The 24,841-nt window shown below is 64.4% G+C and carries 23 protein-coding genes and 1 tRNA gene; 12 read left to right on the top strand and 12 right to left on the bottom strand.

Annotation, left to right across the window (positions count from 1 at the left end; genetic code table 11):
- Positions 1-67 precede the first annotated feature (67 nt).
- Complete coding sequence (locus IPK75_16650; GenBank protein ID MBK8199978.1) at positions 68-892, top strand: LytTR family transcriptional regulator; 825 nt, start codon at positions 68-70, stop codon at positions 890-892.
- Here the strand turns inward: IPK75_16650 and IPK75_16655 are convergent, their stop codons facing one another.
- The 3 genes from IPK75_16655 to hisD are packed head-to-tail and all read right to left on the bottom strand — an operon-like array spanning position 893 to position 3,276.
- Complete coding sequence (locus IPK75_16655; protein ID MBK8199979.1) at positions 893-1,477, bottom strand: hypothetical protein; 585 nt, start codon at positions 1,475-1,477, stop codon at positions 893-895.
- 10 nt (positions 1,478-1,487) lie between these two features.
- Positions 1,488-1,976, bottom strand: coding sequence for a UPF0262 family protein (locus tag IPK75_16660; protein ID MBK8199980.1), 489 nt, complete (start codon positions 1,974-1,976; stop codon positions 1,488-1,490).
- Entirely contained in the window at positions 1,966-3,276 is a 1,311-nt protein-coding gene (hisD, locus tag IPK75_16665) for a histidinol dehydrogenase (GenBank protein ID MBK8199981.1), read from the bottom strand. Before hisD ends, IPK75_16660 begins: the two co-directional genes overlap by 11 nt.
- 148 nt (positions 3,277-3,424) lie before the next feature.
- Between hisD and IPK75_16670 the strand changes: the two genes are divergently transcribed.
- Positions 3,425-3,808: a VOC family protein gene (locus tag IPK75_16670; protein ID MBK8199982.1), complete on the top strand. Its 384-nt coding sequence runs from the start codon at positions 3,425-3,427 to the stop codon at positions 3,806-3,808.
- Positions 3,809-3,811: 3 nt separating this feature from the next.
- Here IPK75_16670 and IPK75_16675 read toward each other — a convergent pair whose 3' ends face one another.
- Positions 3,812-4,267 carry a DUF2948 family protein gene (locus IPK75_16675; protein ID MBK8199983.1) on the bottom strand — a complete coding sequence of 152 codons (456 nt, stop codon included), beginning with the start codon at positions 4,265-4,267 and terminating at the stop codon, positions 3,812-3,814.
- A 16-nt stretch (positions 4,268-4,283) separates the two neighbouring features.
- Positions 4,284-5,564, bottom strand: coding sequence for a UDP-N-acetylglucosamine 1-carboxyvinyltransferase (gene murA, locus IPK75_16680; GenBank protein MBK8199984.1), 1,281 nt, complete (start codon positions 5,562-5,564; stop codon positions 4,284-4,286).
- A 133-nt stretch (positions 5,565-5,697) separates the two neighbouring features.
- On the opposite strand from murA, the gene IPK75_16685 reads away from it, so the two are divergent.
- A complete protein-coding gene (locus IPK75_16685; GenBank protein ID MBK8199985.1) occupies positions 5,698-6,255 on the top strand; it encodes a nitroreductase family protein in 558 nt (185 codons plus the stop codon).
- A gap of 3 nt (positions 6,256-6,258) precedes the next feature.
- Here IPK75_16685 and IPK75_16690 read toward each other — a convergent pair whose 3' ends face one another.
- Both IPK75_16690 and IPK75_16695 read right to left on the bottom strand, forming a co-directional pair.
- A complete protein-coding gene (locus tag IPK75_16690; GenBank protein ID MBK8199986.1) occupies positions 6,259-7,374 on the bottom strand; it encodes a cytochrome P450 in 1,116 nt (371 codons plus the stop codon).
- A gap of 86 nt (positions 7,375-7,460) precedes the next feature.
- Entirely contained in the window at positions 7,461-7,601 is a 141-nt protein-coding gene (locus tag IPK75_16695) for a hypothetical protein (GenBank protein ID MBK8199987.1), read from the bottom strand.
- Positions 7,602-7,669: 68 nt separating this feature from the next.
- On the opposite strand from IPK75_16695, the gene IPK75_16700 reads away from it, so the two are divergent.
- The 3 genes from IPK75_16700 (at position 7,670) to IPK75_16710 (ending at position 10,064) form a co-directional block, all read left to right on the top strand.
- Positions 7,670-7,744: transfer RNA gene (locus IPK75_16700), tRNA-Thr, on the top strand.
- A gap of 254 nt (positions 7,745-7,998) precedes the next feature.
- Positions 7,999-8,787, top strand: a complete 789-nt coding sequence (locus IPK75_16705; protein ID MBK8199988.1) for a sugar transferase — start codon at positions 7,999-8,001, stop codon at positions 8,785-8,787.
- A 50-nt stretch (positions 8,788-8,837) separates the two neighbouring features.
- Entirely contained in the window at positions 8,838-10,064 is a 1,227-nt protein-coding gene (locus IPK75_16710; protein MBK8199989.1) for a glycosyltransferase, read from the top strand.
- Position 10,065: 1 nt separating this feature from the next.
- On the opposite strand, the gene IPK75_16715 is transcribed toward IPK75_16710, so the two are convergent.
- Positions 10,066-11,160, bottom strand: a complete 1,095-nt coding sequence (locus tag IPK75_16715) for a glycosyltransferase family 8 protein (protein ID MBK8199990.1) — start codon at positions 11,158-11,160, stop codon at positions 10,066-10,068.
- 285 nt (positions 11,161-11,445) lie between these two features.
- Here IPK75_16715 and IPK75_16720 point away from each other — a divergent pair, with 285 nt between their 5' ends.
- The 6 genes from IPK75_16720 (at position 11,446) to IPK75_16745 (ending at position 19,879) form a co-directional block, all read left to right on the top strand.
- Positions 11,446-12,408, top strand: coding sequence for a glycoside hydrolase family 16 protein (locus IPK75_16720; GenBank protein ID MBK8199991.1), 963 nt, complete (start codon positions 11,446-11,448; stop codon positions 12,406-12,408).
- Complete coding sequence (locus tag IPK75_16725) at positions 12,405-13,262, top strand: proline dehydrogenase (GenBank protein MBK8199992.1); 858 nt, start codon at positions 12,405-12,407, stop codon at positions 13,260-13,262. Before IPK75_16720 ends, IPK75_16725 begins: the two co-directional genes overlap by 4 nt.
- Before the next feature lie 159 nt (positions 13,263-13,421).
- On the top strand, positions 13,422-15,680 hold the full coding sequence (locus IPK75_16730; protein MBK8199993.1) for a polysaccharide biosynthesis tyrosine autokinase: 2,259 nt from the start codon (positions 13,422-13,424) through the stop codon (positions 15,678-15,680).
- An 8-nt stretch (positions 15,681-15,688) separates the two neighbouring features.
- Positions 15,689-17,164, top strand: a complete 1,476-nt coding sequence (locus IPK75_16735) for an oligosaccharide flippase family protein (protein MBK8199994.1) — start codon at positions 15,689-15,691, stop codon at positions 17,162-17,164.
- 57 nt (positions 17,165-17,221) lie between these two features.
- Positions 17,222-18,643, top strand: coding sequence for a hypothetical protein (locus IPK75_16740; protein MBK8199995.1), 1,422 nt, complete (start codon positions 17,222-17,224; stop codon positions 18,641-18,643).
- 42 nt (positions 18,644-18,685) lie between these two features.
- Complete coding sequence (locus IPK75_16745; protein MBK8199996.1) at positions 18,686-19,879, top strand: polysaccharide pyruvyl transferase family protein; 1,194 nt, start codon at positions 18,686-18,688, stop codon at positions 19,877-19,879.
- On the opposite strand, the gene IPK75_16750 is transcribed toward IPK75_16745, so the two are convergent.
- The 4 genes from IPK75_16750 to IPK75_16765 are packed head-to-tail and all read right to left on the bottom strand — an operon-like array spanning position 19,874 to position 24,828.
- Complete coding sequence (locus tag IPK75_16750; GenBank protein ID MBK8199997.1) at positions 19,874-20,743, bottom strand: glycosyltransferase; 870 nt, start codon at positions 20,741-20,743, stop codon at positions 19,874-19,876. The two genes, IPK75_16745 and IPK75_16750, sit on opposite strands and share 6 nt — an antisense overlap.
- Positions 20,740-21,996, bottom strand: a complete 1,257-nt coding sequence (locus IPK75_16755) for a glycosyltransferase family 4 protein (protein ID MBK8199998.1) — start codon at positions 21,994-21,996, stop codon at positions 20,740-20,742. The genes IPK75_16750 and IPK75_16755 overlap by 4 nt, the downstream gene beginning before the upstream one ends.
- Positions 21,993-23,573 carry a hypothetical protein gene (locus tag IPK75_16760; GenBank protein MBK8199999.1) on the bottom strand — a complete coding sequence of 527 codons (1,581 nt, stop codon included), beginning with the start codon at positions 23,571-23,573 and terminating at the stop codon, positions 21,993-21,995. Before IPK75_16760 ends, IPK75_16755 begins: the two co-directional genes overlap by 4 nt.
- A 7-nt stretch (positions 23,574-23,580) precedes the next feature.
- On the bottom strand, positions 23,581-24,828 hold the full coding sequence (locus IPK75_16765; GenBank protein ID MBK8200000.1) for a hypothetical protein: 1,248 nt from the start codon (positions 24,826-24,828) through the stop codon (positions 23,581-23,583).
- Positions 24,829-24,841 lie beyond the last annotated feature (13 nt).

Consider the following 24,841-nt stretch of genomic DNA (forward strand, 5'->3'; position numbering starts at 1 on the left):
ACCGCCGGGGGTGGAGCTACGCCTAAGCCACGAATGGCAACCGGCTGGGACGAACGGAAACCTCACTGTGACGAGCGGCGACGAACCGGGGACAAGCGGCAAGCAAACTTTCCGGCTGGGGCCGTGGGGCGCGATCGCGCTGGTGTCCATCCCGATCATCTTGGTCAACGCCACCTCGCAGATCATCGACCTGCGCAGCGCCGGCTTGAGCTTTGAGCTGTTCGAACCGTTCTTGTGGGAGACCTCCAGCGCGGCAATCCTCGTACTGCTCGCACCGCTCGTCGGCCTCGCGGTGCGCCGTTGGCCGCTCGATGGCCCCGGCGTCTGGGCATCCCTCGCCGTCCACGCGGGTCTCACCCTGCCCTTCGCGGCTGCCCACGTCTTCGCGCTCTACGTCGTCCGGACCGGCACCTATCTGCTTCTCGACAAGTCATACGATTTCTTCCGGGGCGGCATCGGGCTCACGTTCATCTATGAATGGCGCAAGGATATCATCTCCTATGCCATCTTTGCGGCCGTTTTCGCCGCCGCCATGTGGCTGGAACGCCGCCGCAACAGCCCGTCCTCGCCGTCTGAACCGCCGGACCGGATCGAAGTTCGCGACGGGGGCAAGACGCTTTTCCTTGCCCCGTCGGACATTCTCTACCTCGAAGCGGCGGGCAATTATGTCGAGATACACACGGCCGCTGCGGTGCATCTCGTCCGAGGCACGCTTGCAGCCTGGGACACCCGGCTCAATGGTCTTGGTTTCGCCCGCATCCATCGCTCGCGGCTCGTCAACCGGGCGCATATCGCCGCGATGACACCGACCGGATCGGGAGATTTTGAAGTGATGCTGTCGAGCGGCAAGTCGCTGCAGGGCAGCCGCCGGTTCCGGACTTCGCTCGCCTGATCACCGCGGCGGAAGCGGAATTCCCGACTTCAGGCTGCACTGGCCCGCGAACCCCGGGAACACGCCGTTGGTGTCGATGTTCGACTCTGCAAAGCCTTCGCCGATCACCACCCGGGCGGTTTGCGTCGTCGCGACCGCCTCAAGCAGTTCCGGCGACAGCGGCAATGTGAGGCTGACTTCGGCCCCCTCATCTTCGGTCACTGCCGCCTCACCTTCGAACGCCTGCCCGGACACAACCAGCGACGCGGGACCGGGCATCGCATAGATGCCGAGCTGGCGCGAAGGCGCAACGGCTTCGAGCGTCTTGGCCGAAGGATCGCAGTGCAGCGCGAACTTCGGCGGCGACAGGCCGGTCAGGTCGTCCTGCGGCCCCATGTCGACCACCGAGATCGTCGCGTCGCCGTCAAAAAGCTCCATGCCGCGCAGGTTCATCGGCTCAAGGCCTTCGATTTCCTGCAGGGCCGTTTCCTCGATCGTATCGTCAGCAACCGGAGCATCGGCTTCCAGGGCCGGCACCGGATTGCGCGCCTCGCACGCCACCAATGCGGCCAGGCTGGCAGCGAAAAGGAGAGCATTGAGTTTCATGGCTAACCCTTCAGGTGCCGGGTGCACGGCCCTGGCCTGCGTGCAAGGCGCAAATCAGGGTGAACAGGCGGCGAGCAGTTGTGTGATCAATATCGATCTTGCCTTCAAGGCGCTCCTTCAGCAACTCCGAGCCTTCGTTGTGGATGCCCCGGCGCGCCATGTCGATGGCTTCGATCTGGTGCGGAGTCTGTGTGCGGATGGCGTCGTAATAGCTGTCGCAGATCATGAAATAATCGCGGATGACGCCCCGGAAGGGGCCGAGGGACAGGATGTAAGTATGCACGTCCTCGCCCGCTTCGTTGCGGATTGCAAAGACCAGCCTGCGTTCAGCCTGGCTGAGCGACAGGACGTAGGGACCTCGCGACTGGCCCGTCACCGCGAAGCTGTTCTCCTCGATCAGGTCGAAAATCGCCACGCGTCGCTCGTGCTCAGCGTCCGGACCGGAAGCCCCGAGCGTGTCTTCATCGATATGGACTGCGATCAGGCGATCAGTGCCCATCACTCCCGCCCCGGTTCGTTCGGATCGAAACCGAGCGCGCATGCGCCGGCAGGCGTTCGGCTTCGGCAAGGCGCAGGGCCGCCGGCGCGAGCACGTCCAGTCCATGCGGTCCCGCCCGCTGGACACTCATCCGTTTGAGAAAATCATAGAGCCCGAGCCCCGACGAGAACCGCGCCGCGCGGCTGGTCGGCAGCACGTGGTTGGAGCCCGTCACATAGTCGCCGAGCGCTTCCGGCGTGTGGTGGCCGAGGAAAACTGCGCCGGCATGGCGGATTAGCGGCAGCAGGCTGTCAGGGTCGTCGATGCAGAGCTCAAGGTGCTCCGCCGCGATCCGGTTGGCGACCTCGGCGGCCTGCAGCCGGTCGCGCACGTGGATGATGGCGCCGTGATTGACCCACGACTCCCGTGCCCGCTCGCCCGTCGCTAACGTTTTCAACTGTTTATCCACAGCCGCATCCACAGCCTTGCCCACAGCCTCATCCACAGTGATCAGGATGGATTGGCTCGACGGATCATGCTCGGCCTGGCTCAAGAGGTCGGCGGCGATCCAGTCCGGATTGGCGGTACTGTCGGCGATCACGAGGATCTCCGACGGGCCGGCAATCGTGTCGATGCCGACAAGGCCGAACACCTGCCGCTTTGCCTCGGCGACATAGGCGTTACCTGGCCCGACGATCTTGTCGACGGGCTTCAGCGCGCCCGCGCCATAGGCGAGCGCCCCGACCGCCTGCGCTCCGCCGATCGGATAGAATTCGTCCACGCCCGCCTTTAGCGCCGCGTAGGCCACCGCTGGCGACAGCTCGCCCTTGGGCGCCGGCGCCACCATGACGATCCGTTCGACGCCGGCAATCCGTGCCGGGACGATGTTCATCAGCACGGACGACGGATAGCTCGCCCGCCCACCGGGCACATAGACGCCGACCGAGTCCAGCGAGGTCCAGCGCCAGCCCAGTTCGATGCCGGCTTCGTCCGTGAACCGATGATCAGCCGGCCGCTGCGCGCCGTGATAGGCCGCAATCCGGTCATGCGCAAAATCGATCGCCGCGCGGAGGTCCGCCGGGCATTCTGCGGCAAGCGCATGCAGGTTCACATTGTCGGATTCCAGCGTTGACGGGTCGATCTGCAAGCCGTCGAACTTCGCAGTCTGGTCGGCCACGGCGGCGCCGCCGCGTTTTTTTACGTCCGCCAGGATATCGCGCACGACGCCGAACACATCGTCGCCCTGCCCGCGATCCTCGGCGAGAAAGCGCGTCAGCACCTCGTCGAACTGAGGCTTCGCAGCGTCGAAATGGCGGGCCATGGGGCGGATCCGGCGTTTGTGAACTCCGCTTCATGGACCGCGCGCCGGGCGCTGGCAAGGCGGCGAATGGGGCAATTTACGGGCGCTTGGCAGCAGCGGCCCCGCGGGGATAGTCTCCGATCAACAACAAGGCCGGGAGGCGCCGTAGATGTTCAGCCATGTCACACTCGGAACCAATGACTGGGCCCGCGCCAAGCCATTCTGGGACGCCGTCTCCGGCGTGCTCGGACTGCCGGTCCTGTTCGCTTATGACGGCGGAGTCGCCTATGGCCCGGCTGCGGGGCCGAAGATCTTCATCGGTCCGACTTTCGACGGCCGGCCAGCCGCCAACGGCAACGGCACGCACGTCGCCTTCCTCGCCAAGGACCGCGCCACGGTGGATGCCTTCCACGCTGCCGCCCTCACCCATGGCGGCACAGATGAGGGCCCGCCCGGTCCGCGGCCGCACTACCATCCGAACTATTATGGCGCTTACGTCCGCGACCCCGACGGCAATAAGCTCCAGGCCGTCTGTCACGCGGCGCCGATGTAAGCCCTACCGCTTCCGCCGTTCGTGGCTCGGCACGTGACGGGTCGGCCAGACGTAGTCGCTGTCGATGAGTGAGGCATCAAGTGCCTCCACCGTCAGTTCGATCTCGCCGTCGCCGGCGAACAACAGCGTGATCTTGCCGCCCGGCGGCTCGGCGTCCGGCGTGAAGGTCACGCTCAGCAGCGAGAGGATGAGTTCGGGATCGGTCTTGGTCACCGCCCGCGTCTTCACGCCCAGCACGCCGTCAAACGCCAGCAGCGCCCGCACGCGCTCGCCCTGCTCGCCCTTGCGCGCCGGCGCCGTCTCCCAGCGGTATCGGTTCAGCTCCAGCCCGAAGCGCCGTTTTTTCTGCTCGTACTTGAGGTTGCCCGCCTTCACGACCGCGTCCTGCACGGCCGCCGCGATAATGTTCAGGTCCTCGGCCTCTTCCGTGAAAAGGCGCAGCGCTTTCGGATCGGTCATCAGCCCCTGTCCGCGGTTATTCTTCTTCGCCAGATCGGCGTTCGATCTTTGCGCCGCAACCCCCGAGTTTCGCTTCTAGGCGTTCGAAGCCGCGGTCGAGGTGGTAGATGCGGTTGACGACCGTCTCGCCTTCGGCCGCGAGCGCCGCGATCACGAGCGATACCGAGGCCCGGAGATCCGTCGCCATCACCGGTGCGCCGGTCAGGTGATCGACGCCCTTCACGACTGCCTCCTGCCCGCGCACCTGGATGTCGGCGCCGAGGCGCGAGAGTTCGGGGGCGTGCATGAAGCGGTTCTCGAAAATCGTCTCGCGGATGATGCTGGTGCCCTGCGCGGTGCACATCAGCGCCATGAACTGGGCCTGCAGGTCGGTGGGGAAGCCGGGGTGCGGCTGGGTCGACAGGCTGACGGCCTTGAGCGCCGAGCCGTTGCGGCGGATGCGCAGCGTGGAGGCGGCTTCATCTGCATCCACGGTCACGCCGGCCTCGCGCAGCTTGCCGATGAGGGCGCCGAGGTCTTCGACCGGCGCGCCATCCAGCGTGACATCGCCGCCGGCAGCAGCGGCCGCCATGGCGAAGGTGCCCGCCTCGATCCGGTCCGGCATGACCGGATAGGACGTGCCGTTCAGTTTCTCGACGCCCTTGATGCGGATGATCGGCGTGCCCGCGCCGGTTATCTGCGCGCCCATCGTGTTCAGGCAATTGGCGAGGTCTTCGATCTCCGGCTCACGCGCGGCGTTTTCGAGGATCGTCTCGCCCTTGGCGAGCGTCGCTGTTAGCATCGCGTGCTCGGTAGCGCCGACGCTGACCGTGGAGAAATTGATGTGGGCGCCCTTGAGGCCGTGGATGGCCGCCGCCTTCACATAGCCGCCCTCGACGCGCAGGTCCGCGCCCATGGTTTCCAGCGCCTTCAGGTGCAGGTCCACCGGGCGGGCGCCGATGGCGCAGCCGCCGGGCAGCGACACGGTCGCATGGCCGGAGCGGGCGATCAGCGGGCCCAGCACGTTGAAGCTGGCGCGCATCTTCCGCACCTGCTCGTAGGGCGCGATGGTCGATTTGAGCTCGGCCGCGTTCAGGTGGCAGGTCGAGGTGCCCTTCGGCCAGTAGACCTCGACGCCGAGCGATTCCAGCAGCTGCGCCAGGAAGCGCGTATCTGCCAGGTTCGGCATGTTGGTGAGCTCAACCGGCTGGTCCGTCAGCAGGCAGGTAACCATGAGCTTGAGCGCCGAGTTCTTGGCGCCCGAGACGGAGATGTGGCCGTTGAGCGGCGTGCCGCCCGTGATGTGAAGTCTGTCCATGCCGCTGAGATATACTGTGCTTCGCGGCTTTGTCAGGGCCGGAATGTGCGCCGGATCGGGTTTTCCGCCCCGGACCATGACGCCGCAGGCCGATTCAGGTATGACCGGCAGGCGCAATGCGGATCATTCCCCCATGCACACGGTTGATGCCATCCACAGCCGCCGCTCGATCCGGGCCTATCAGGACCGCCCGGTCGACCGCCACATGATCGAGGAAATCGTCTGGGACGCGGCACAGGCGCCCACGCCGCCGGTCAGCGGCGACGAGCCTTTCACATTCATTGTAGTGGAAGGCGCCGAGCGGGTTGCCTTGTTCGGCATGCAGGCGCTCCAATACGTCCGCGAGACGAGGCCGCCGGGGCCCGGGTATGACTGGCTGGACCGGGACGACTTCTCGGTGTTCTTCAATGCGCCGGCGGTGATCGTCATCTGCGCCCAGGCGGATGAAGGCGGCCAGGCGGCGCAGGACTGCAGCCGTGCGGGGCAGAACCTGATGTTGTCGGCGCAGGCGCGAGGGCTTGGAACCTGCTGGGTGGGCTCTCCGATGGACTGGCTGCGCGACCCGGACACCAAGGCAAGGCTTGCGATTCCCGAAAACCTGACGCCCTTCGCCGCATTCACGCTCGGCTATCCGCAAGGCACGCCAACTGGCCATCCCCGGGATCGGCCGCCCACGATCTGGGCGCCCTGACCGTCAGTTCAGGTGCAATGGCATTGCCGTGACGCCTCGCAGCCCGGTGCGTGCTGTCCATGAGAGCTTTTCAGGCGGAACCGCAAGCCGGAGGCGCGGGTAACGCGCGAAGATCTGACTCAGTGCGACCTCGGTTTCGAGCCGCGCGAGGTGCAGACCGAGGCAGATATGCGGACCACCGCCCCAGCCCAGATGCCTGTTCGGTCGGCGAGCCGGGTCGAACACGAGGGGCGCCTCAAACACGGCCGGATCGAGGTTGCCGGCAGCCAGCAGGGCCATGATCTTGTCGCCGCGCTTCAGGGCCTTGCCGTGGAATTCCGTGTCGGCCTTCACATAGCGCGGCTTGGTCATTTGCACCGGACCGCCGTAGCGCATCAGTTCATCCACCAGCACGCCCATCCCCTCCTCGTCCGCGGTCATCACCGCGTCGCGGGCGCCCGGTTCGGTCAGCAGGGTGTAAAGGCCGCACGACATCAGATGGGTCGTCGTTTCGTGGCCCGCCGCGAACATGACGAACACCATGGCCAGCAATTCTTCCTCGCTCATCCGGTCGCCGTCGGCCTCGGCATGCACCAGTTCGGTGATGAGACCCGGACGCGGCTCGACTCGGACGCGGGCAAACTCGTCCCCGAAGAACTGCTGGACGGGGCCGATCTGGAAGACCGCCCGCACCATCCCCCAGAACGTGCTGCCTGCCGCGATGCCATCGAACAGCGCGAACAGCTGCTTGCGGTTCTCGCCCAGCCCCAGCAGGTCGCAGATGACCTGAAGGGGCAGCGGCCGGAACAAGCCGTTCACCAGATCGGTCTGGCCCGCCGCCTCCATCCCGTCGAGCAGCCGGCTGACCTGCAGCGCTATGGGCGCACGCAGCGTGCCGACCGCCGCGCGCCGGAACGGGCCATCCACGAGCTTGCGCAGGCGCCGGTGATCCGGGTCGTCCATTGTCAGCACGTTGGACGCCAGCACTTTGAGGGACTTCGGCAGCAAAGGCAGGCCGAAAGCAGACGAATTCCCGGCATTGCGCGCGTCGACGGCGAAGCGGTCGGTATCCTTGAGGAGATCCTGGCTGGCGGCATGGCTCACCGTCACCGCCAGCCTGCCGAATATCGGAATCGACATTTCCTGCACCGGCGGGCCGGTCAGAGCGGCAGCAAGCGCCGCATGAAGGGAGCGTTTGAGAGCCTGGGTGCCAAGCCGCGACAGGCTCATGGCTTCTCGGCGGCACCCGGCGCCGGGCCGGATTCCTTGCGAGCAGCGGCCTTCCGGCGCTTCAGGTTGGCCCTCAGGGCTTCCACCCGGCGGGCCTCGCGCTCGGCTTGTTCGGGGGTTGGCGGTTTCTGGCTCATGTTCAGCGGATAAACGGTCTTTTCACGGCGGAGAGCTTAGGCTAAAGCCCGCGAACCGAACCGGCAATGCCGCCTTAGCTCAGGGGTAGAGCGCATCATTGGTAATGATGAGGTCGAGAGTTCAATTCTCTCAGGTGGCACCATCCGGGTACTCAAGTCAGAGCGCCCCGCCCCGGTTCAGCCCAAAAAATTCTTGAACCGCAGTCTTCGCACTCAGTTGTCTCTCAGCTGCAGCCTGCATGGGCAGTTCTCCAGGACGCCGGCGCGATGATTACAATCATGTCAGGCAGTTTTACTCTGGTTTCCAAGCAAAGGCCTTGCAGCGCCGGCGCCATTCATGATTTATAAACCATAATCCAGTCGGCGGGCCGGCTGGAATGTGGGGAATAAAATGAGTTTGCTCGGCGATCCAAGAATTGGCGTCGCGGCCGATGACAGTTACGCACCCTTTCAGCCCAGGGTCGCGTTTTCCTATTCATCCGTGGCCGCTGCAACCGAACCGGCTTCGTTCCAGATCGAAGGAATTGCGCGCTCCGAAGTCCTCCCTTGCGCGGTTGATGCACCCTCGGTCGAATTCAAACCGCTGGACCCGAAGACCGGCCCGGAATTGAGCGATGCGGTGCCATTGTCCGAATACCAATGGTCAGGACCCGGACGGCCTGAACCGTACCGGCGCCTATTGGACATCGCCGTATCCCTGACCCTCCTGATCGCTCTTGGGCCCCTGTTGCTGCTTGCTGCGGCAATTCTCCGGATGCGGATGGGCGCCGAGCCGCTTGTGACTGAACGGCGAATCGGACGTTTCGGGAAAGAAATCGATCTCATCAGCTTCCGGACGAAAATGCGCGGAAACCCCGAAGGTGCCCGGTTTGGCCGCATGTTGCGGCGCGCCGGCGTATCGTCGCTGCCGATGCTTCTGAACGTGCTGCGAGGCGACCTGAGCCTCGTGGGTCCTCGCCCGGTCAGCGAGCACGAACTGCCGCGTTACGGTCTGGACGTCATCTACTACCTTGCCGCGCGGCCGGGCTTCACGGGCGCCTGGCGCATCAACCGCGCCGCGCATGCCGGACAAGCCGGGCGAGACCGCGCCGATCGGGAATATGTTCGCGCACGAACATTCACGGCAGACCTGAAGTTCATGCTGGCGACCCTGCCCGCCACCCTCATTCGGAAGAGAGCCGTCTAGGCCAGGCGTTCTGGCCTCAGCCACGGCTCGCTCAGAAAGGGCGGACGAGCATGAAGACCGCGATCATCCACTACTGGCTCGTGGGCATGCGCGGCGGCGAAAAGGTGCTTGAGCAATTGTGCAAGATGTTCCCCGATGCGGACATCTTCACGCACGTCTATAATCCCGAAGAGATCTCCGAAACGATCCGCCAGCACAAGGTCGAGACGACGTTCATCGGCCGCATTCCCGGCGCGCGCAAGCACTACAAGAAAATGCTCAGCCTAATGCCGAGAGCCTTGGAATCGCTCGACCTGAGCGCTTACGACCTCGTCATCTCGAGCGAATCCGGCCCCGCCAAGGGCGTCATCTGCCGGCCCGACGCCTTGCACATCTGCTACTGCCACAGCCCCATGCGCTATATCTGGGACCAGCAGGCACAGTATTTCGCGCAATCCGGAATGGTCACACGGATGGGCATGCGCATGCTGCTGCCAGCGGTGCGCATCTGGGATGTCGTCTCTACGGCCCGCGTCGATCACTTCATCGCCAACTCGTCCGCCGTCGCGCAGCGTATCGACAAGTTCTGGCGCCGGCCGTCCGAAGTGATCCCGCCGCCGGTGAACACCAAACGCTTCCGCCCTGCCGGCGAGCGCGAAGACTTCTACCTCTATGTCGGCGAGTTCGTGCCCTACAAGCGAGCCGACATCGCCGTGGAAGCCTGCAACCTGCTTGGCCGCAAGCTGAAAGTCATCGGCGACGGCGTGCTGATGAACAAGCTGCGCGGTATAGCCGGGGAGAATGTCGAATTGCTTGGCAAAGTGCCCTTGAAGGTGCTCGCGGACCACTATGCCGCCTGCAAGGCGCTGCTGTTTCCGGCGGAAGAGGACTTCGGGATCGTCCCGGTCGAGGCGATGGCGTCGGGCGCGCCGGTTATCGCGTTCAAGCGGGGCGGCGCGCTGGACTACGTGATCGAAGGCCGCAACGGGCTGTTTTTCGAGGAGCAAACGGCACAGTCACTTGCCAACGCGATCGAGCAGTTCGAGGCCGATGCAGACCGCTTCGATCCGATGACCATCTCCCACCTCGCCCGCCGCTTCGATACCGCGTCGTTCGTGCGGCGGATGCAGACGTCGATCCTCAACAAGATGGCGCTTCACCAGCACATGGATCCATGGCTGAAGGAACTGAGCCTGCGCTGGGGCGTCGAGCCGCCGTTTCCGACCGCAGCGGACAACCCGAACGACAGCAAGTTTCCGCTGGGCAGCGCAGCGCGCGTGCCGCGTCCAGCCAGCTGACTTACAGCCCGATGGGGCGGCCCTTACCATAGTCGCACAAAACGGATTCGGGCGGGCGGATGTGCGGACGGCGGCCTGCCGCCTCGTCGACGAGTGCGCCGGCCATGTCTTCGACATCCCGCCGGCTGCGCGGTGACCAGGGCAGTTCTTCAAAGTCCGTCCGCTCACGCGGCATCTTCATCAAATCAAGAACGAAAGGCGCATACCGCGACAGCGCGTTGCGCAGCTTGAAGCCGTAACGGAACTTGGCGAAATCGGTGCGCGCCTTGAGCCGATCCTTCGCGGTCTGAGCCGGGATGAAGTCCGACCAGATGGTGTTCTTCAACTGCTCCGCATACCACGCCGCCGCACTCTGCCAGCGTTCAGGCCGTTTGCGCGACCAGGGTTTGGTCGATGTATAGTGTTCGAGATACGGCACGAGCTTGCCGCCGAAGTTCAGGTAGGTCTCGTGCAGGTTCCAGCGCGGGTCGAGCGGCGTCCATTTGTCTTCAAGCGCATGGTTCAGCGCATCCTGGTCCGGCGCCTCGTGACAGGCCTCCGGAAAATCACGCAGGAAATCGCGCGCACGCGCCAGCAAGCCCTGGTCCAGCATGGCGGGCCAGTCGAACAGCATGACGCCGGACTGGAGGTAGGGCGCTGTGTCAGCCAGCTTCAGCTCGCGGCGGCGGCGGCGGATATTGCCGGTGACATAATAGATGAAATCATGCGCCGCCGCAGCGGGCCGGCCGCGCAAGTCGGTATCCAGCAGCGGCTTCACCGGACTACGCAGCCGCGTATCCGCATCGAAATACACCAGCCGGTCGTATGAACGGTCGAACAAGTCGTCGAAATACAGGCGAAGATAAGCCGCGCGCGGCCACCGGCTTGCCACTGGCTTGATGCGGTCGGCGATCGCATCGGCATTGATGATGCTCACCTGCATGCCACGCGCCGCGAAGAAGGCTTCGGCCGCGTCATAGCCCGATCGCGGAACGTCGCAGCAGACAAGGAACAGTTCGGCAGCGCCCGGCTGCAAGTTGTCGAACACGGATTTCAGCTGGCAGCAGGCCGCCGGAAGGTATCCGGCATCCGTTCCAGTCGTGATGGCAATTTTCAACGCGCGTCCCCACTCGGACTTCCCCGCAACTATTCCGAACAGTCTACCGCGGCGCAACCCTCATCTTTGAAGAAAAGCATTCGCGCAGCATAGATTTTGGTCAATTCAAGTAATTCTTCTCCCCGCGCGCGATTCAATTTCCGCGCCGCGCCGTTTTCTGATTGGATTTGCTGGTACGCATCTGGAATGTTAGTTTCACACCGGAGCTCAAACGGCCCATCGGGGTTGTTGGCTCGGGTCTGAGGCCAGCCCACAGACCAGAGTACAGTGGCAGGTGGGACTTCCATGCGAAGTGATCTGGTCGACCGCGACAACCGCGCCGGAATGGCGCCGGGTCCCGTCTGCAGCAGCCGCACGATCCATCTCACAGCCAGACTGACTGTCACCTGTCTCACAGCGCTGATCGTGACACTCGCCGCCTGCAAGGCGCAGGCGCGTCCCGAACTGATCGATGCCGCCGCGCAGCCAGCCGCAGCCGAACAGGTTGGCGAAGGCCCCGCCAAGGCCGTGCCGCGAACCATCGATCCGGACAAGCTTCGCCTGTCCTTCATCGCGGATTTCAACGACTCCTTCTCCGTCTCGCCCTGGGGGTGCGTCACCGACTGGATTGCCCACACGCCCTGGCACGGGGATTTCGGCGACGCGACCTTCGCCGATCCGGTGAAGACCTTTCCCTTCACCATTGAGGACGGCGCGCTGGCAATCGAGGCGCGCCGCTTTGATGATGGATCATGGCAAACCGGCATGCTGTCTGCCCGCGATGTATGCAACAGCGGCTGGTCGCAGCTTTACGGCTATTTCGAAATCCGCGCGAAGATGCCGGACGCCCCCGGCTTCTGGCCGACCTTCTGGCTCATAGGCGTCAATCCGAAGATCGACACGGGCACATCGGAAATCGACGTTGTCGAGCATTACACGGCCCGCCCTGACACGTTCACCTCCGGCGTCATCAAGCACCCGGGCCTCGTTGACACGAACAAGCGGGTTTCGGGCCATACGCAGGAAGTCGAGCCGGGCCTGATGACCGGTCATTTCAACATGTACGGCGTCGAGATCGATCCGAAGGAAACAACCTTCTATTTCAACCGCGTCGAAATATTCAGCGTGCCGACCGAGCCGGAGTTTCGCCAGCCATTCTTTCCGCTCGTCAGCATGGCGGTCATTGCCGACGACGTGACCCGCGACACACCGGACAGCGTTAAGATGTACGTAGATTACATCCGGGCCTACCAGCGGATGCCCGAATGATCCGCGGCCTGCTCGAACCAATTGCTGCACCCGTGATCCGGTATGCCACGCGCTCTTATGTGGCCGGAGACGAGGTCGGCGATGCCGTGCGACTTGCCGAACAGGCGCACCTGCACGGCTATGCCTGCACGCTCTGCTACTGGAATGACGGCAAGGACGATCCGGAATTCGTTGCCGGTCAGTACCGCGCTGCGATTGACGGCATGCAGCGCGCCGGCCTGGACGGCGCTATCGCGATCAAGACGCCCGCTCTCTGGGATCGGGCTGACCTGGCCGCAAGCGTCTCAGGCTACGCGCGCGACCGCCACATCCGTGTAATGTTCGACTCCCACGCCCCAGCGCAAAGCGACGACATCTTCCGTGCGATCGACCTGTGCGGCCCTGAGGGCGTCGGACTCGCCCTGCCCGGCCGCTGGAAGCGCAGCCGCAGTGACGCTGACCGTGCCATCTCGCTTGGTCTCAGTATTCGCATCGTAAAAGGCCAGTGGGCGGACGATCCCGACACCGGCGCAGACATCGAGGCAGCCTACCTTGATCTTGCCGCCCATATCGCCGGACGCGCGAAATTCGTCGGTGTGGCGACAAACCAGGCGGCGCTCTCCAGCACGGCGATCAGCGCCTTGCTGGCCGCCGGCACGGCCTGCGAGCAAGAAGTGATTTATCCCGCCGCCCGGCAGGACGTCATCCAGGTTGCGAAAGACCATGACGTGCCCAGCCGGTTGTACGTGCCCTTCGGGTCGGCCTGGCTTCCTTATTCGCTCAGCCGTGCAGCGTCGAACCCGAAAGTGCTCATGTGGCTGATGCGCGACATGCTGACCTCCAACCGCTTCAAAATGCCGGCTCGCAAGCCATGAGATCGTTCGGATTGCCCCTTACAATGCGCGGTTATTTGTTGAATAAGTAACCGGGCAGTATTCAGGCGCCGGGGACCCGCCTGAAGCAGGAAAAGCTGCCCTTTTGGCCCTCGGATTGACTATCGATTGTTCGCTGTAGAACACAGGGATATTCCAACCGTGAACCGCCTGCACATCGCGCCTGAAGCCGGGACTTCAAACTCGCCTGCCGGTGAAGGAGCACGCGACACGCTGGATGTCAGGAGCCTGTGGTTCGCCATCCGCCGCCGTTCGAAAGTGATGGCCGCCATCTTCCTCGTGTGCACCGGCACAGCCGTGTTCGTGACCAGCCAGATGAAGGATGTCTACTCGGCGCGCACGCGCGTGCTGATCGATCCGCGCGACCGCCAGATCATCGAGTCAGGCGTGACGACGAGCGTGCGCCCGGACTCGACGATCATGGATACCGAAGTCCAGCTGATCCTGTCGCGCGACATGATGAACAAGGTGGTCGACGAGCTGAACCTTGATGCCGACCCCGAATTCAATCCGCTGCTGACCAGCACGAAACCCGCCGCGCGGATGCCGGGCCCGGGCGTCGCCACGTCCGGTGCAGCCGACAGCCCGGACGGCGCGCTCGTCGTGGCGGACGGCGACAAGGCGACCGAACCCGGCAGCCGCGGCCGCATGCTCGCCGCAGACTCCCTTCAGAGGTCCGTGACCGCATTTCGCGATGGCCTGACCTACGTCATCAGCATCAATGCCAAAAGCTCAGACCCTGAGAAGGCAGCGCTGATCGCAAACACGCTCACCTCGATCTACATCTCGGGCCAGCTGACCACCAAGGTCGACGAAACGGTGAAGGCCGGCGAATGGCTGCAGGAGCGCCTTGGCGTGCTCCGCGAAGATGTACGGTCAGCCGAGTCGGCCGTGCAGGAATTCCGGTCAGAACAGGGCCTCGTCGATGCAGGCGGCGTGTCGACCATCGAAGCCAAGATCGCAAGCCTGACCAGCCAGCTGCTGGTCCTGCAGGCCGACCTCGTCGAGAAGCGCCTTCGCCGGGATGAAGCGCTCAGATATGCCGACGCCGACTCCGCAACAGCGCAGAGCAGCGACGTCATCACATCGCCGCTCCTGACAACGCTTCGCAGCCAGCGCTCTGATCTCTCGCGGGAGTTCGCCGACATCTCGACGCAGTACAGCACGCTGCACCCCGAATATATCCGCGTGAAAAACCAACTCGACGAACTCGAGCTGAACATCGCTGCCGAGCGCCGCAGGATCCTGTCATCGCTTAAGAGTGACGTGCAGGTCGCGGAATCGCGGGTGACCTCGGTGGAATCCGAACTGCGCAACCTGAATGGCCAGCTCAACCGCAACAACCGCGAGCTGATCAAGCAACGTGAACTCGAACGCGAAGCGACAGCGTCGCGCGAGATCTATGAAGACCTGCTGACGCGCGCCGAACAGGTGACGCAGGCCTCACAGCTTCAGCGCTCCGATGCCCACCTCGTGTCGGCGGCCGAGCCGGCGACCGAACCCAGCGCTCCCAACCACAAGCTCAATATCGCACTCGGCGCGCTTGTCGGGCTCGCGCTGGCCGGCTTTGCGGCTGTGTTGTTCGAAATGTTCGAGAAGGGCGTCTCAAGCTCAGAGGACGTCGAGGAGTTTATCGGGCTTCCGCTGCTCACGACCGTGCCCGGCGTACCGCGCAAGAACCTCTTGAAGCAATACACTGCCGACCAGCTCAGTCGCTACATGCTCGGGAAGCCGAGGTCGGCCTTCACCGAAGCAATCCGAAATCTGTTCCATACACTGTTCCGGGCCTCGCGCCGTGAAGGCGCCCTGACCGTGGCCTTCACGTCCGCCCTGCCCGGCGAAGGCAAGACCACGCTGACGCATTGTGTTGCCGCTCTTGCGGCCACGCAGAGCAAACGTGTGCTCATCGTTGACGCGGACCTTTATCGCCGCACCTTGTCCAAATCCATCGCGCCGGATGCGCAGGTCGGCTTACTGGAAGTGTTCCAGGGAAAGGTTTCGGCCACTGAAGCCATCCGTCCGCTTGCGGATAGCCACCTGTCCATCCTGCCGGTGGCCGACGCGCCTTCCGATCCCAACGTCGTTGTGACGCGGGAGGAATGCGAGAAGCTGTTCACAGAGCTGAAGCAGCACTACGACCTCGTGGTGATCGACTGCCCACCCGCCTTGCCCGTGCTCGAAGCCCGCGTGATTGGCGCCGCTGCGGATACGCTGATCTTCGCGGCGCGCTGGCGCAAGACACACCGCAAGGCTGTCGCCAAATCGATCCAGCTGCTCAATACCGAAGGCGCAAACATCCTCGGCGTCGCAATCACCCGGGCCGACCTGCGCACACAGGCCCTTTATGACGACTTTGGCGGCTCGCACTACAAGCTGTATTCCGCTTACTACCGGGATTGAGCGCAGCCGTGAGCGACACTGCAGACGCCGCTGCTCAGGAGCTGAATAGCGGCCAATCGTCCGGCGCCGGGCGTTGGATCCTGATCTCTCGGGTAGCCGCCCAGCTGTCGCAGATCACATTGTTCCTGATGGCAGCCCGGTTCCTGACGCCGGCTGAGTTCGGCGTCTTCGCGCTGATCCAGGCTTTTTCGGCATTGCTGTTTGTCGGCGCCGCCGCCGGATGGCGTGAAGTCATCATCAGCACGGCCAATTCGCAGCGCGAGATCAACCAGTTGATGGCTTTCTCGATGGCAAGCGGCATCGCGATGGCGCTCGCGGGCGGGATGGTTTCACTGGGACTGGAGTTCACCGGCCACGAGGCAGCGGGCAAGCTGGCCGCGCTCTTCTGCGTCTGTGTACTGATTGCCCCGGTCGTCAATGCGTTCAACGGCTTACTCGTCCGGCGCGGCAAGGTGCGCGCCTTTGCGATCGCGAGCATTGCAGCGGAGGCGCTCGCCTTTGCGGTGGCCGCGTGGTCGCTCGTCGTGGGTTACGGTGTTTACGCGCTCGCCTTTGGCAAGATCGTGTTCCTCGCCGCCTGCGCCGGCCTCCTGGCCTGGCAAGCCGGATGGCACGGCGGCCTGACGCTGCGCGGCGCACGCACCCGGCTGTTGCTGTCAACCTCGTTCCATATCCTTGCCAACCGTCTGATCTTCTTTGTGCAGAGCAATAGCGCCACCTTTCTCGTCGGTGCGTTCCTTGGCCCGGCAGGAGTAGGCTTCTACCGGGCGGCCGAGCGCGTGGTGTCGTCCGTCGCTGAACTGGTCATGGAGCCGCTGCGCATGATCGCATGGGTCGAGCTTCGCCGCGCCGCCGACAGCGCCGACCCCGCCGATCCGAACCTGCGCGCCCGCCTCGCCGACGCCGCCACCGCGATCCTGCCGCTGTTCATCTTCATGACGGCGCCGGTATTCATGGGCCTGTCATTCGTCGCCAACGAACTTGTCGTCTTCGCCCTCGGGCCCGCCTGGGCACCTTCCGGCGGAATCGCAGCGATCTTCGCACTGACCGCCATCCATGTGGTGCCGGGCGTTCTCGCCGAGCCGCTTCTTTCTCTGGCTGGAGAGATCAAGCGCCTGCCGCGCATCATGCTGATGAACGCCGCTGTCAGCGCCAGCATGATGGTCCTGCTCGGCCCCTTCGGCCTGTATGCGCTTGCCTCGGCGGCCATCCCGGCCGGCCTCTTCACGATGGGCAGCATGTTCTGGGTGCTCCGGCGGCATGGCGGCTTCGCATGGCGGCCTGCCTTGCGCGGTGCCGGCATTGCCATCCCGCCGCTCGCCGCCATGGCCGCGGTGGTCATCGGCACGCAGTGGATCGCCGCTCAGGCAGGGATCCCGCTCCTCGTATCGCTGGCGATCCAGGTGGGCGTCGGCGCGGTCACTTATATCGGTGTACTGTACATCCTGAAACCGGAAGCGCTGCTGGCGCTTCGCCGCCTGTGAAGTCTTGTTGATGTGCCCATTCCGGTCCTTCTGCACATTTGCTGATCGAGGCGCCTCATGCAGGTAACGCTGGTTGGCTTCGTATTGATCGGCCTTTGGGTTGCGGCCGTGTTCCGCGGAATCTCCGCCACAACCTACCTCACCCTGCTGATGGTGCCGCTCGGCGCGGCCGCGGTCATCAATATTCCCGCAAGCGGGCTGAGCATCCTCGCCTTGCAGGGGCTCGCCGCGCTCACCACCGGGATTGCCGTTCTCCAGCTGCTCGCCACAGGCCGCCGCAACGAGACCAGCATTCCGGCCGCGGCGTGGGTGCTCGGTCTCCTCTGCGTCTACGGGGTCATTTCTGCTTTTGCCTTGCCTCGCCTGTTCTTCCACGACGTCTTGGTCGTGCCTTACCAGCGCGCGATCGACGGCGTCCGCATGAGCGAGATCTTTTTCACGACACTGATCCCGCTCGCACCAACCTCATCCAACATCTCCCAGCCCGGCTACCTGCTCGCGAGCTTCGCTTTCTTCCTCGTGATGATCAGCGTCGCCCGCCTGAAGGGCGCCGGCTACCTTTCGCGCGCCCTGCTGGCAGCCGCCCTGCTGAACGCCGCACTCGGATTCATGGATATGTTGCGCCTCGATTTCCTGCTGGATTTCATCCGCACCGCTGACTACGCGATCGTCGCTGACTGGAGCATCCTCGGCACTGACCGGCTGATCGGCGGATTTCCGGAACCGTCCGCGTTCGGATCTGTCTGCGCCATCTTCGCCGCATACGGTCTGTCGATCTTTTTCGACCGGAACGACTGGGTCGCCGGCGGCATCGGCATCGCCAATGGCTTCTTCGCGGTCATGGCCCTGTCGTCGACCGGCTGGTTCGGCCTCGTTGTGCTCGGATCATTCCTGATCCTGCGCACGCTGTTCGACATCGCTGGGGGAGGCGGCGGACGCCGGGCCAGCGTCATCATGGTCCTCGCGTTTCCGGTCCTCGTCGCCATAGTGGCGATCATCGTGCTCACGCCTGCCGGCCAGTACGTGATGGACATGGCCGACCGCATGATCTTCAGCAAGGGCGAGAGCGCCAGCGGCCTTGAGCGCGGCGTCTGGGCATCGGAAGGCTTCCGCGTGTTCCGCGAAACCTTCGGCTTCGGCGCTGGCCTCGGGTCGGTACGCTCGAACGGCATCATCCCGGTCATCCTCGCGAATGTCGGCTGGCCCGGCCTCGTGTGTGCCGCGGTCTTCATGTGGCTGGTCTTCCTGAAACCCACCGGCCTGAACCGTTCCGCTTCACCCGAAACGCGCAATCACCGCGTGCTGTTCCGCGCCTCGCTGGCCGCCACGATCACCGCGCTCGCCATGATGGTCACGACCGCCGTGCTGGTCGACCCCGGCATCCTGTTCTTCGCGTTCGCCGCGATCGCCGTCTGCGTGCGCCCGCAGCCTCAGCGCGCGCCTGCACCCCGCCGTCGGATGGTCCATGCCGCGCGCTGATCTCCGTCAGACCTTTTACGCCTCAGCCACGCGCGGCCGCCGATGAAGGTCGCGCTGGTCAACGTCAAGTACAGCCCGAACCTCGGTGACGGCCTGATCGCGGAGTGCCTCGAATGGGCGCTCGGCCAGCGCTTGTCCGGGGCAAGCTTTGCGTCGGTAGACCTGGCCGGCCGCACCGGGTTCGATTCGGCCTCGGGAGCTGGGCGCGGCCGCGCGCTCGCCATGCTCGCGAAATTGCCCCAACCGTTCCGGCAGATGGCTGTTTCAGCCATCCTCCGTACACTGATCTCGGCGCGCTACACCTCAATCTGGTCCGCGCAACTGGAGACATGCGACCGGGTTCTGCTTGGCGGCGGCCAATTGCTGGGAGACGCCGACCTCAACTTCCCGATAAAGATCGGCGCGGTTGCGTCGCTCGCCCGTCAGCGAGGCCTGCCCTCTGCCGTGTTTGGCGTGGGTGTCTCGAAGGACTGGTCTCCCGGGGGCGAGCGCCTGTTCCGGCGCGCACTTTCCACGCTCGCGCCCAGCTATGTTGCTGTGCGCGACGCGGCGTCAGTTGCCAACTGGCAGTCCCATTTCGCGGAAGCCGGACTTCCCCCTGCCCGTCTCTGCCGGGATCCCGGTCTGCTGGCGGCCGAAGTCTACCCCGTGCCTGAACGTCCTCGCCGCGACCGGCGCCTCGTCGGCGTAGGCATAGTCAACCCATTGACGCTGAACCTGCATTCCCACGGCACACCCGTTTCCGACGCGCACGCCCGCAGCGCCTGGACAGCGATGATCGCAGCCTTGATCGCTAGCGACCTTGACGTCGCCCTGTTCACGAATGGTCCGTCCGACGACGAACGTTTTCTTGAAGAGGTTTTGGCAACCGCCGAGCCTGGCGCCGCGCAACGCGTCACCCGACTGCCGAGACCTGCGATTCCGGCGGACCTCGTCCGTAACATCGCGGGCTGCGACGCCATCGTGGCGCATCGCCTGCACGCCTGCATCACCGCTTTCGCCTGCAAGGTGGCGCACGTGGGCCTCGGTTGGGACGCCAAACTGCCGGCATTTTTCGCTTCGGTCGGCCGGCACGATTTCGTGCTTGGCATGCTGCAGGATGTCCCGCCCGCCTGCGTGGCAGATGCCGTGGTCAAGGCTATTGCACAGCCCGTTCCCGCTGAGACTTATTCGACGGCAATTGCAGAGACCTGGGCGGGCATCGATGCCTGTGCCGCGGCCCTCGCCACACTATAGTTCGAGTATCCGCTCGGGTTTCAGCCGCCCACGGACGAGGTCCCATGCTGCGAGGCCGTTACCCTTCAGCCGCCCCTTACGGTCCACCCATGGCTCGGGCTTGCTCACGCGCAGCAAGTTGGCCGCAAGGTTGCGGCAGATGTTCGCAAATGCGTAGTGAACCGGCGCCCGCCCCCGGACGAGCAGATAGAGCGGATTGGCGATCTGGGAGTAGCCGAAACGGACACCGGACGTGCGCCCGCGCTTCACGCCGCGGTGCACGCCGCGTAGCGCGCTCGCATGATATAGCGTGCCCCGGCGCGAAAGGCGCGTGCTGAGATCAAGGTCTTCAAGCCAGCCATAGAGCGGCAAGCGCTCATCAAAGCGCAATTCACCCATCGCCGACGCGCGCACCGCCATGTTGCAGCCATACAGCCCGCGCCGGCGCCGCACGCCGCCGGCATTTCCCGCGGCGCGGTCTATCCCAAGCAGGGTAAGGGCGTCCTCGCGCGACAGGCCAGGCCCCGTCACACCGTCTGCGAGCACCTCGCCGGTAACCCCTGCCGCCTCCTTGTGCGCCGCCATGAACCGCTCGAGCTGCTCGAAATAGTCCGCGGCCGGAACGAAGTCGTCGTCCATGAACACGATGACATCCGCGCTTTCCGCCACCGCATCAATGCCGATATTTCGTTGCGCGCACGAACCTTTGCGCGCACAGGCGATCGTTCGCATGCAGATGCCGTCGAGTCCTGCTGGCGCGTCCGCGCCCTCCATCACGCAAAACACAACGGCGTCCGGCGGCCGTGTCTGCGCCGCAAGGTCCATGGCCAGTTCACCTGCCTCAACCGGCCGCCCGAGCGTCGCGACCACGACTGCAATTCTCATGGGCTGGCTCCCGTCAACACGGGCGCACGGCTCAACTGCTCGTCGTACAGCGCGATCATCTGGTCCCGCCAGCTGTCCGGTGTCGATGCGAATGCGCGGCAATTCTCGAAGCCCGCGCGGCTGGCGGCGGCGACAACGTCGTCCGATCCGAGCTGGCGTACCGCACCCGCAAGCGCTTCTGGCGAGCGCTCGCCGGCAAGGAACGCGGCGCCCGTGCCGGCCGCCTCCTGCGCCACGAACGAATCCGCAAATGCAATCAACGGCACCCCGCTCTGCAAGGCCTCCAGCGCGACCAGCCCGAAGGGTTCGGGCAACCGGCTCGGCATCACAAGCGCGCGCGCTTCCCGGATCAACCCGGCTATCTCGCTGTGCGACCGCCAGCCTTCCAGCACCACATTCGGAAACCTGCTCGCGAGCAGATCGCGCTCTGGCCCCTCGCCGATCACGCGCAGCCGCCTGCCCGCAGCGCGCGCCGCTTCGGCTGCCAGCACCGCGCCCTTCTCCGGCTGCAACCTGCCGATAAAGAACAGGTCGGCATTGCGCTCCGCCTCAACCCGCGTCGCGCAAAAAGGCGTGACCGGATTTCGCAGCACGCGCAGCCGGCCATGGTCGGCACCCGCACGCGTGATCCAGTCCTCCATCGCCGGGTGAATCATCGCGATCAAGGCCGGCGTCCGCGCAAGCGAAATCAGTTGCTGGCGGCGAAGGATACGCAGCACGCGGAATGCTTTCTCGGCCCGCTTTCGCTTGTCGCAGTGCGTCGCCAGGCAGGCACCGCTGAGGGGAACCAAAGGGCAGACCGTGTCTGTCTGGAAATTGAAATATGACCCGTTCGGGCAAACGAGGCTGAAATCGTGCGCTGATACGACAAGGCGTTCCTCTACCGGCGCCAATGCGCGGAACACCGCCGGCGACAAGGTCTGCGCCCATCCGTGCAGGTGATAGACAGTATCGGGACCATCCTCTGCGGCAATCACGTCGCGCACCAACCGGAAAGCTGCTTCATTGTCGAAGCCGTCACGGACACGGCGCGCGAAGGGCTGGTCGAGCAAGGGCAACCCGCCCAGCGCCACTACGCGAATGCCATACGGCAGACCGTGACGCGCCCCGCTGTCCCCCGTCACGTAGACGACCTTCAGGCCGGCCGCATGCAACAGCCGCGCCGACAGCAGCGCCAGCGAAGTCGCTCCTCCCAGCGCTTCAGACCGGTCGTTGAGAATGACAACTTTCTGCACACGCACGGCAGGCTTCACCTCGCCTTGTCCATGGCCGTTGCCTGCACACCCGACACGCCGCGCCGCAGGTCGAAGATCACGTCCTCGCCGTTGGAATCAACATGGTGGCACCCCCGAATGAAGCGCACAGGGCGCTCTTCATATTCAGAATGGCTCAGGCGCAGGATCTCCATCAGGTATAGTCCGTAGCCATACTGTCCATATTCCAGGCTTTGCGCCGGGCGATACAGCTTTCCATCCTTCCAGAATACCCGCCCGCCATTTCGGGCGTAGCGCGCGTCGGCCACGACCGGATTTCGCGCGTGCGGCTCCAGCCGTTTGAGCAATGGACCATCTGCTTCATAGACGCTGAGCTCGAGCCCCGCATCAACCGACGGATCAAACGCCGCGTTGGTGAACAGCCACCATTTTGCTCCGTCAAAATGCAGGTTGGAATCCACTGCATACGCACCTTCGAGCGCTGACGAAACCAACTCCCACTCGAACGGGAAATTCACCGCCCGCCAGATCTCCACGCGGCGGCGCGCGCAGCATTCCGGCATCATGTAAATCTCCCCCGCATACTCGAATACATGCGGATAGGAGAGATGCCCGCCGCCGGACATCACGATGCTGACCGGCCCGAGCCCGTCATGCGTGAGTTCTGCAACACCGATCGAGCCCGTGTCCTCGACATAGTCGAACACTTCAAAGAAAGCCCAGAGTCTGCCATCGCGGCGGAACAGGAACGGATCCGCGAGATAATGTTTCCGGCTTGACGACAACGCCTCCGCCTCACCGGGCGAAAAGTCGAGTGGCGACCCGCGCCCGTGGTAGAGCCGGAAATGCGGCGAGAGCATCCCGCTCCAGGCACTCACCCGCTTCGACAACGTATCCGCACCACGGGCCGCCGCATAGGATACGAAGTTTCCTGCAAACAAGAGCGCCTGATCCTTTGGCGCCGCGCCGGGCGCCTGCAGCGTCAGTGCGTCCTGTGCGTTCGCCCGGCCCGCGCGGACTTGCGCACCAGAAAGCCGCGCGCGCAGCGTCCGCAGGATCATCGCCACGATCACCTGCTGCGCCTGCTCGAGATTGCGGGCCGCGCTTCGCCGGCTGGCGCACACCGCCTGATCGATAGTCTGGTAGCCGGACGCTGTCCTGGCTTCCAGCGCGATCGGGAAAGCACCGGGGCTCGTCACCGCCATCTGCATGCCGGTGCGCTCAGGCGAGGCAGGCCCCCGCAGGAAGTCGACCGTCCAGACCTCGCCCACCGGCTGAGACAGCTCGCCCGCTTCGGCACGCAGGTCCAGCATGATATCCAGCGGCCTGTCGCACACGGCAGCGCCTGCGTCGATCTGCACGCCGCGCCAATCCGGACGCGCCTGCGCGCCGCGCCGCCTGGTAACGAGATTGTCGATCTGGAACGCTGCCTGTTCGAGCGAACTCGCGAAGGCAGGCCGCCGCCGCGCCGGATCGAGTATCACGCAAGCGATCTGTACGCCCGGCAAGGCTCTCAGTTCACGGATGAGGCGTTCATGCCACGCTTCGAACGGCGCGGTGGCTTCGATGATGAAGCCAATCAGGAGCTCTATATGCGACACAGGAACGTCGATCATGGCGCGCCTATCGTCTCAGCCCAAGCGCGCGATACGTACCTGCCCGAAGGTTCAGCAGTATGGATTTTCCCTGCCGCGCGAATGAGAAGTGGCGAACGCTGTCTTCCGCATGCGCGAGGGGTGCCAGCAGATGCGACCGCCGGATCGCCGAGCGAATGCTGCGAGCCGTCTCGGTGCGGCCATTCGCCTGCGCTGCCTTGACCAACTCTTCCGCAAAGGTCAGCTCGCTCCAGTTCTTCAGGTAGATTTCGCCGAACGAGCGCGGCGTATAGTCGGACCAGTCAAACGCCGGCACGGCATCACCAGAAACACCGCAGAGGTCGAGCGCGGTCATCGTGCGCAGGCATTTCTGGCACCGCGAGCAGTTTACATACCCCTTGTTTTCAATCAGCCGGTCACAGACGTTGATCGCCGCCAGAGCGGCCGGAGAGCGCGCAAGAAAATGCGTCTTCTCGAACCGCCTGAACGTCGACCCGTCATGCGTGATGGTCAGGTCACGCCCGGAGTACAACCCGTCGACAATCGGCGACGACCCCCAGGCTTGCAGCTGCCCGTAAGTGTGGCTGGACGCGATGAGACAGTCCGAAAGGCCGTTCGACATCAGGCGCGCAATCGAAGCAAGACCGGCCGCGTGGGTGACGCGCGCATAGTTCTGGTACCATTCGTAGTCGAACGACATGATGTTCGAAAACACCGGCACAAAGGCCGCGCCAAGCGAGGTCGCGCCTTTGCCGAGTGACGCTTCCGCTTCCGTGTTGCGCACGATGGCGCCTGCATCGCCCGAATGGAATACGTGCATGGTCATGCAGATATTCTCGTCGGTGATGCGCGACGCCTCTGCACTCGCCAGAGGGCTGTGTCGCAGGAGCGTGAACAGGCTGTCCACGCCGCCCGAGAAGAACGACGCGACGCGCTTCGATGTCGGCCGCGGCGCAGCGTCTTCGAGGAAGTTTGTAACCTCGGGAACCCGGAACCGGTTCACCCAGGCCTGATGCTGGCGCGCCGCTGCGATGCAGTTGCGAAGCAGCAGCGGATCGACCTTCATGCCGCCAAGGTCAACATCCTCACGGTTGACAAGCGCCGCCATGACAAGCGCCGGCAGGAAAGCATCATCGCGCCGGTTGATCTCTTCGCCAAAGGTCGCCGGCACAAGGATGAAAAGCTCCTGCGACGCGCGCGCCTTGTCGAAACGCAGCGTGATCGCGCGGCCGAGCAGGTCGCCGGCCTCGATATCGCGGATGGCTTCAACGCGCATATTGATCGCCGTC

This window comes from Acidobacteriota bacterium (genome assembly GCA_016712445.1).
In the GTDB taxonomy this organism is placed as follows: domain Bacteria; phylum Pseudomonadota; class Alphaproteobacteria; order Caulobacterales; family Hyphomonadaceae; genus Hyphomonas.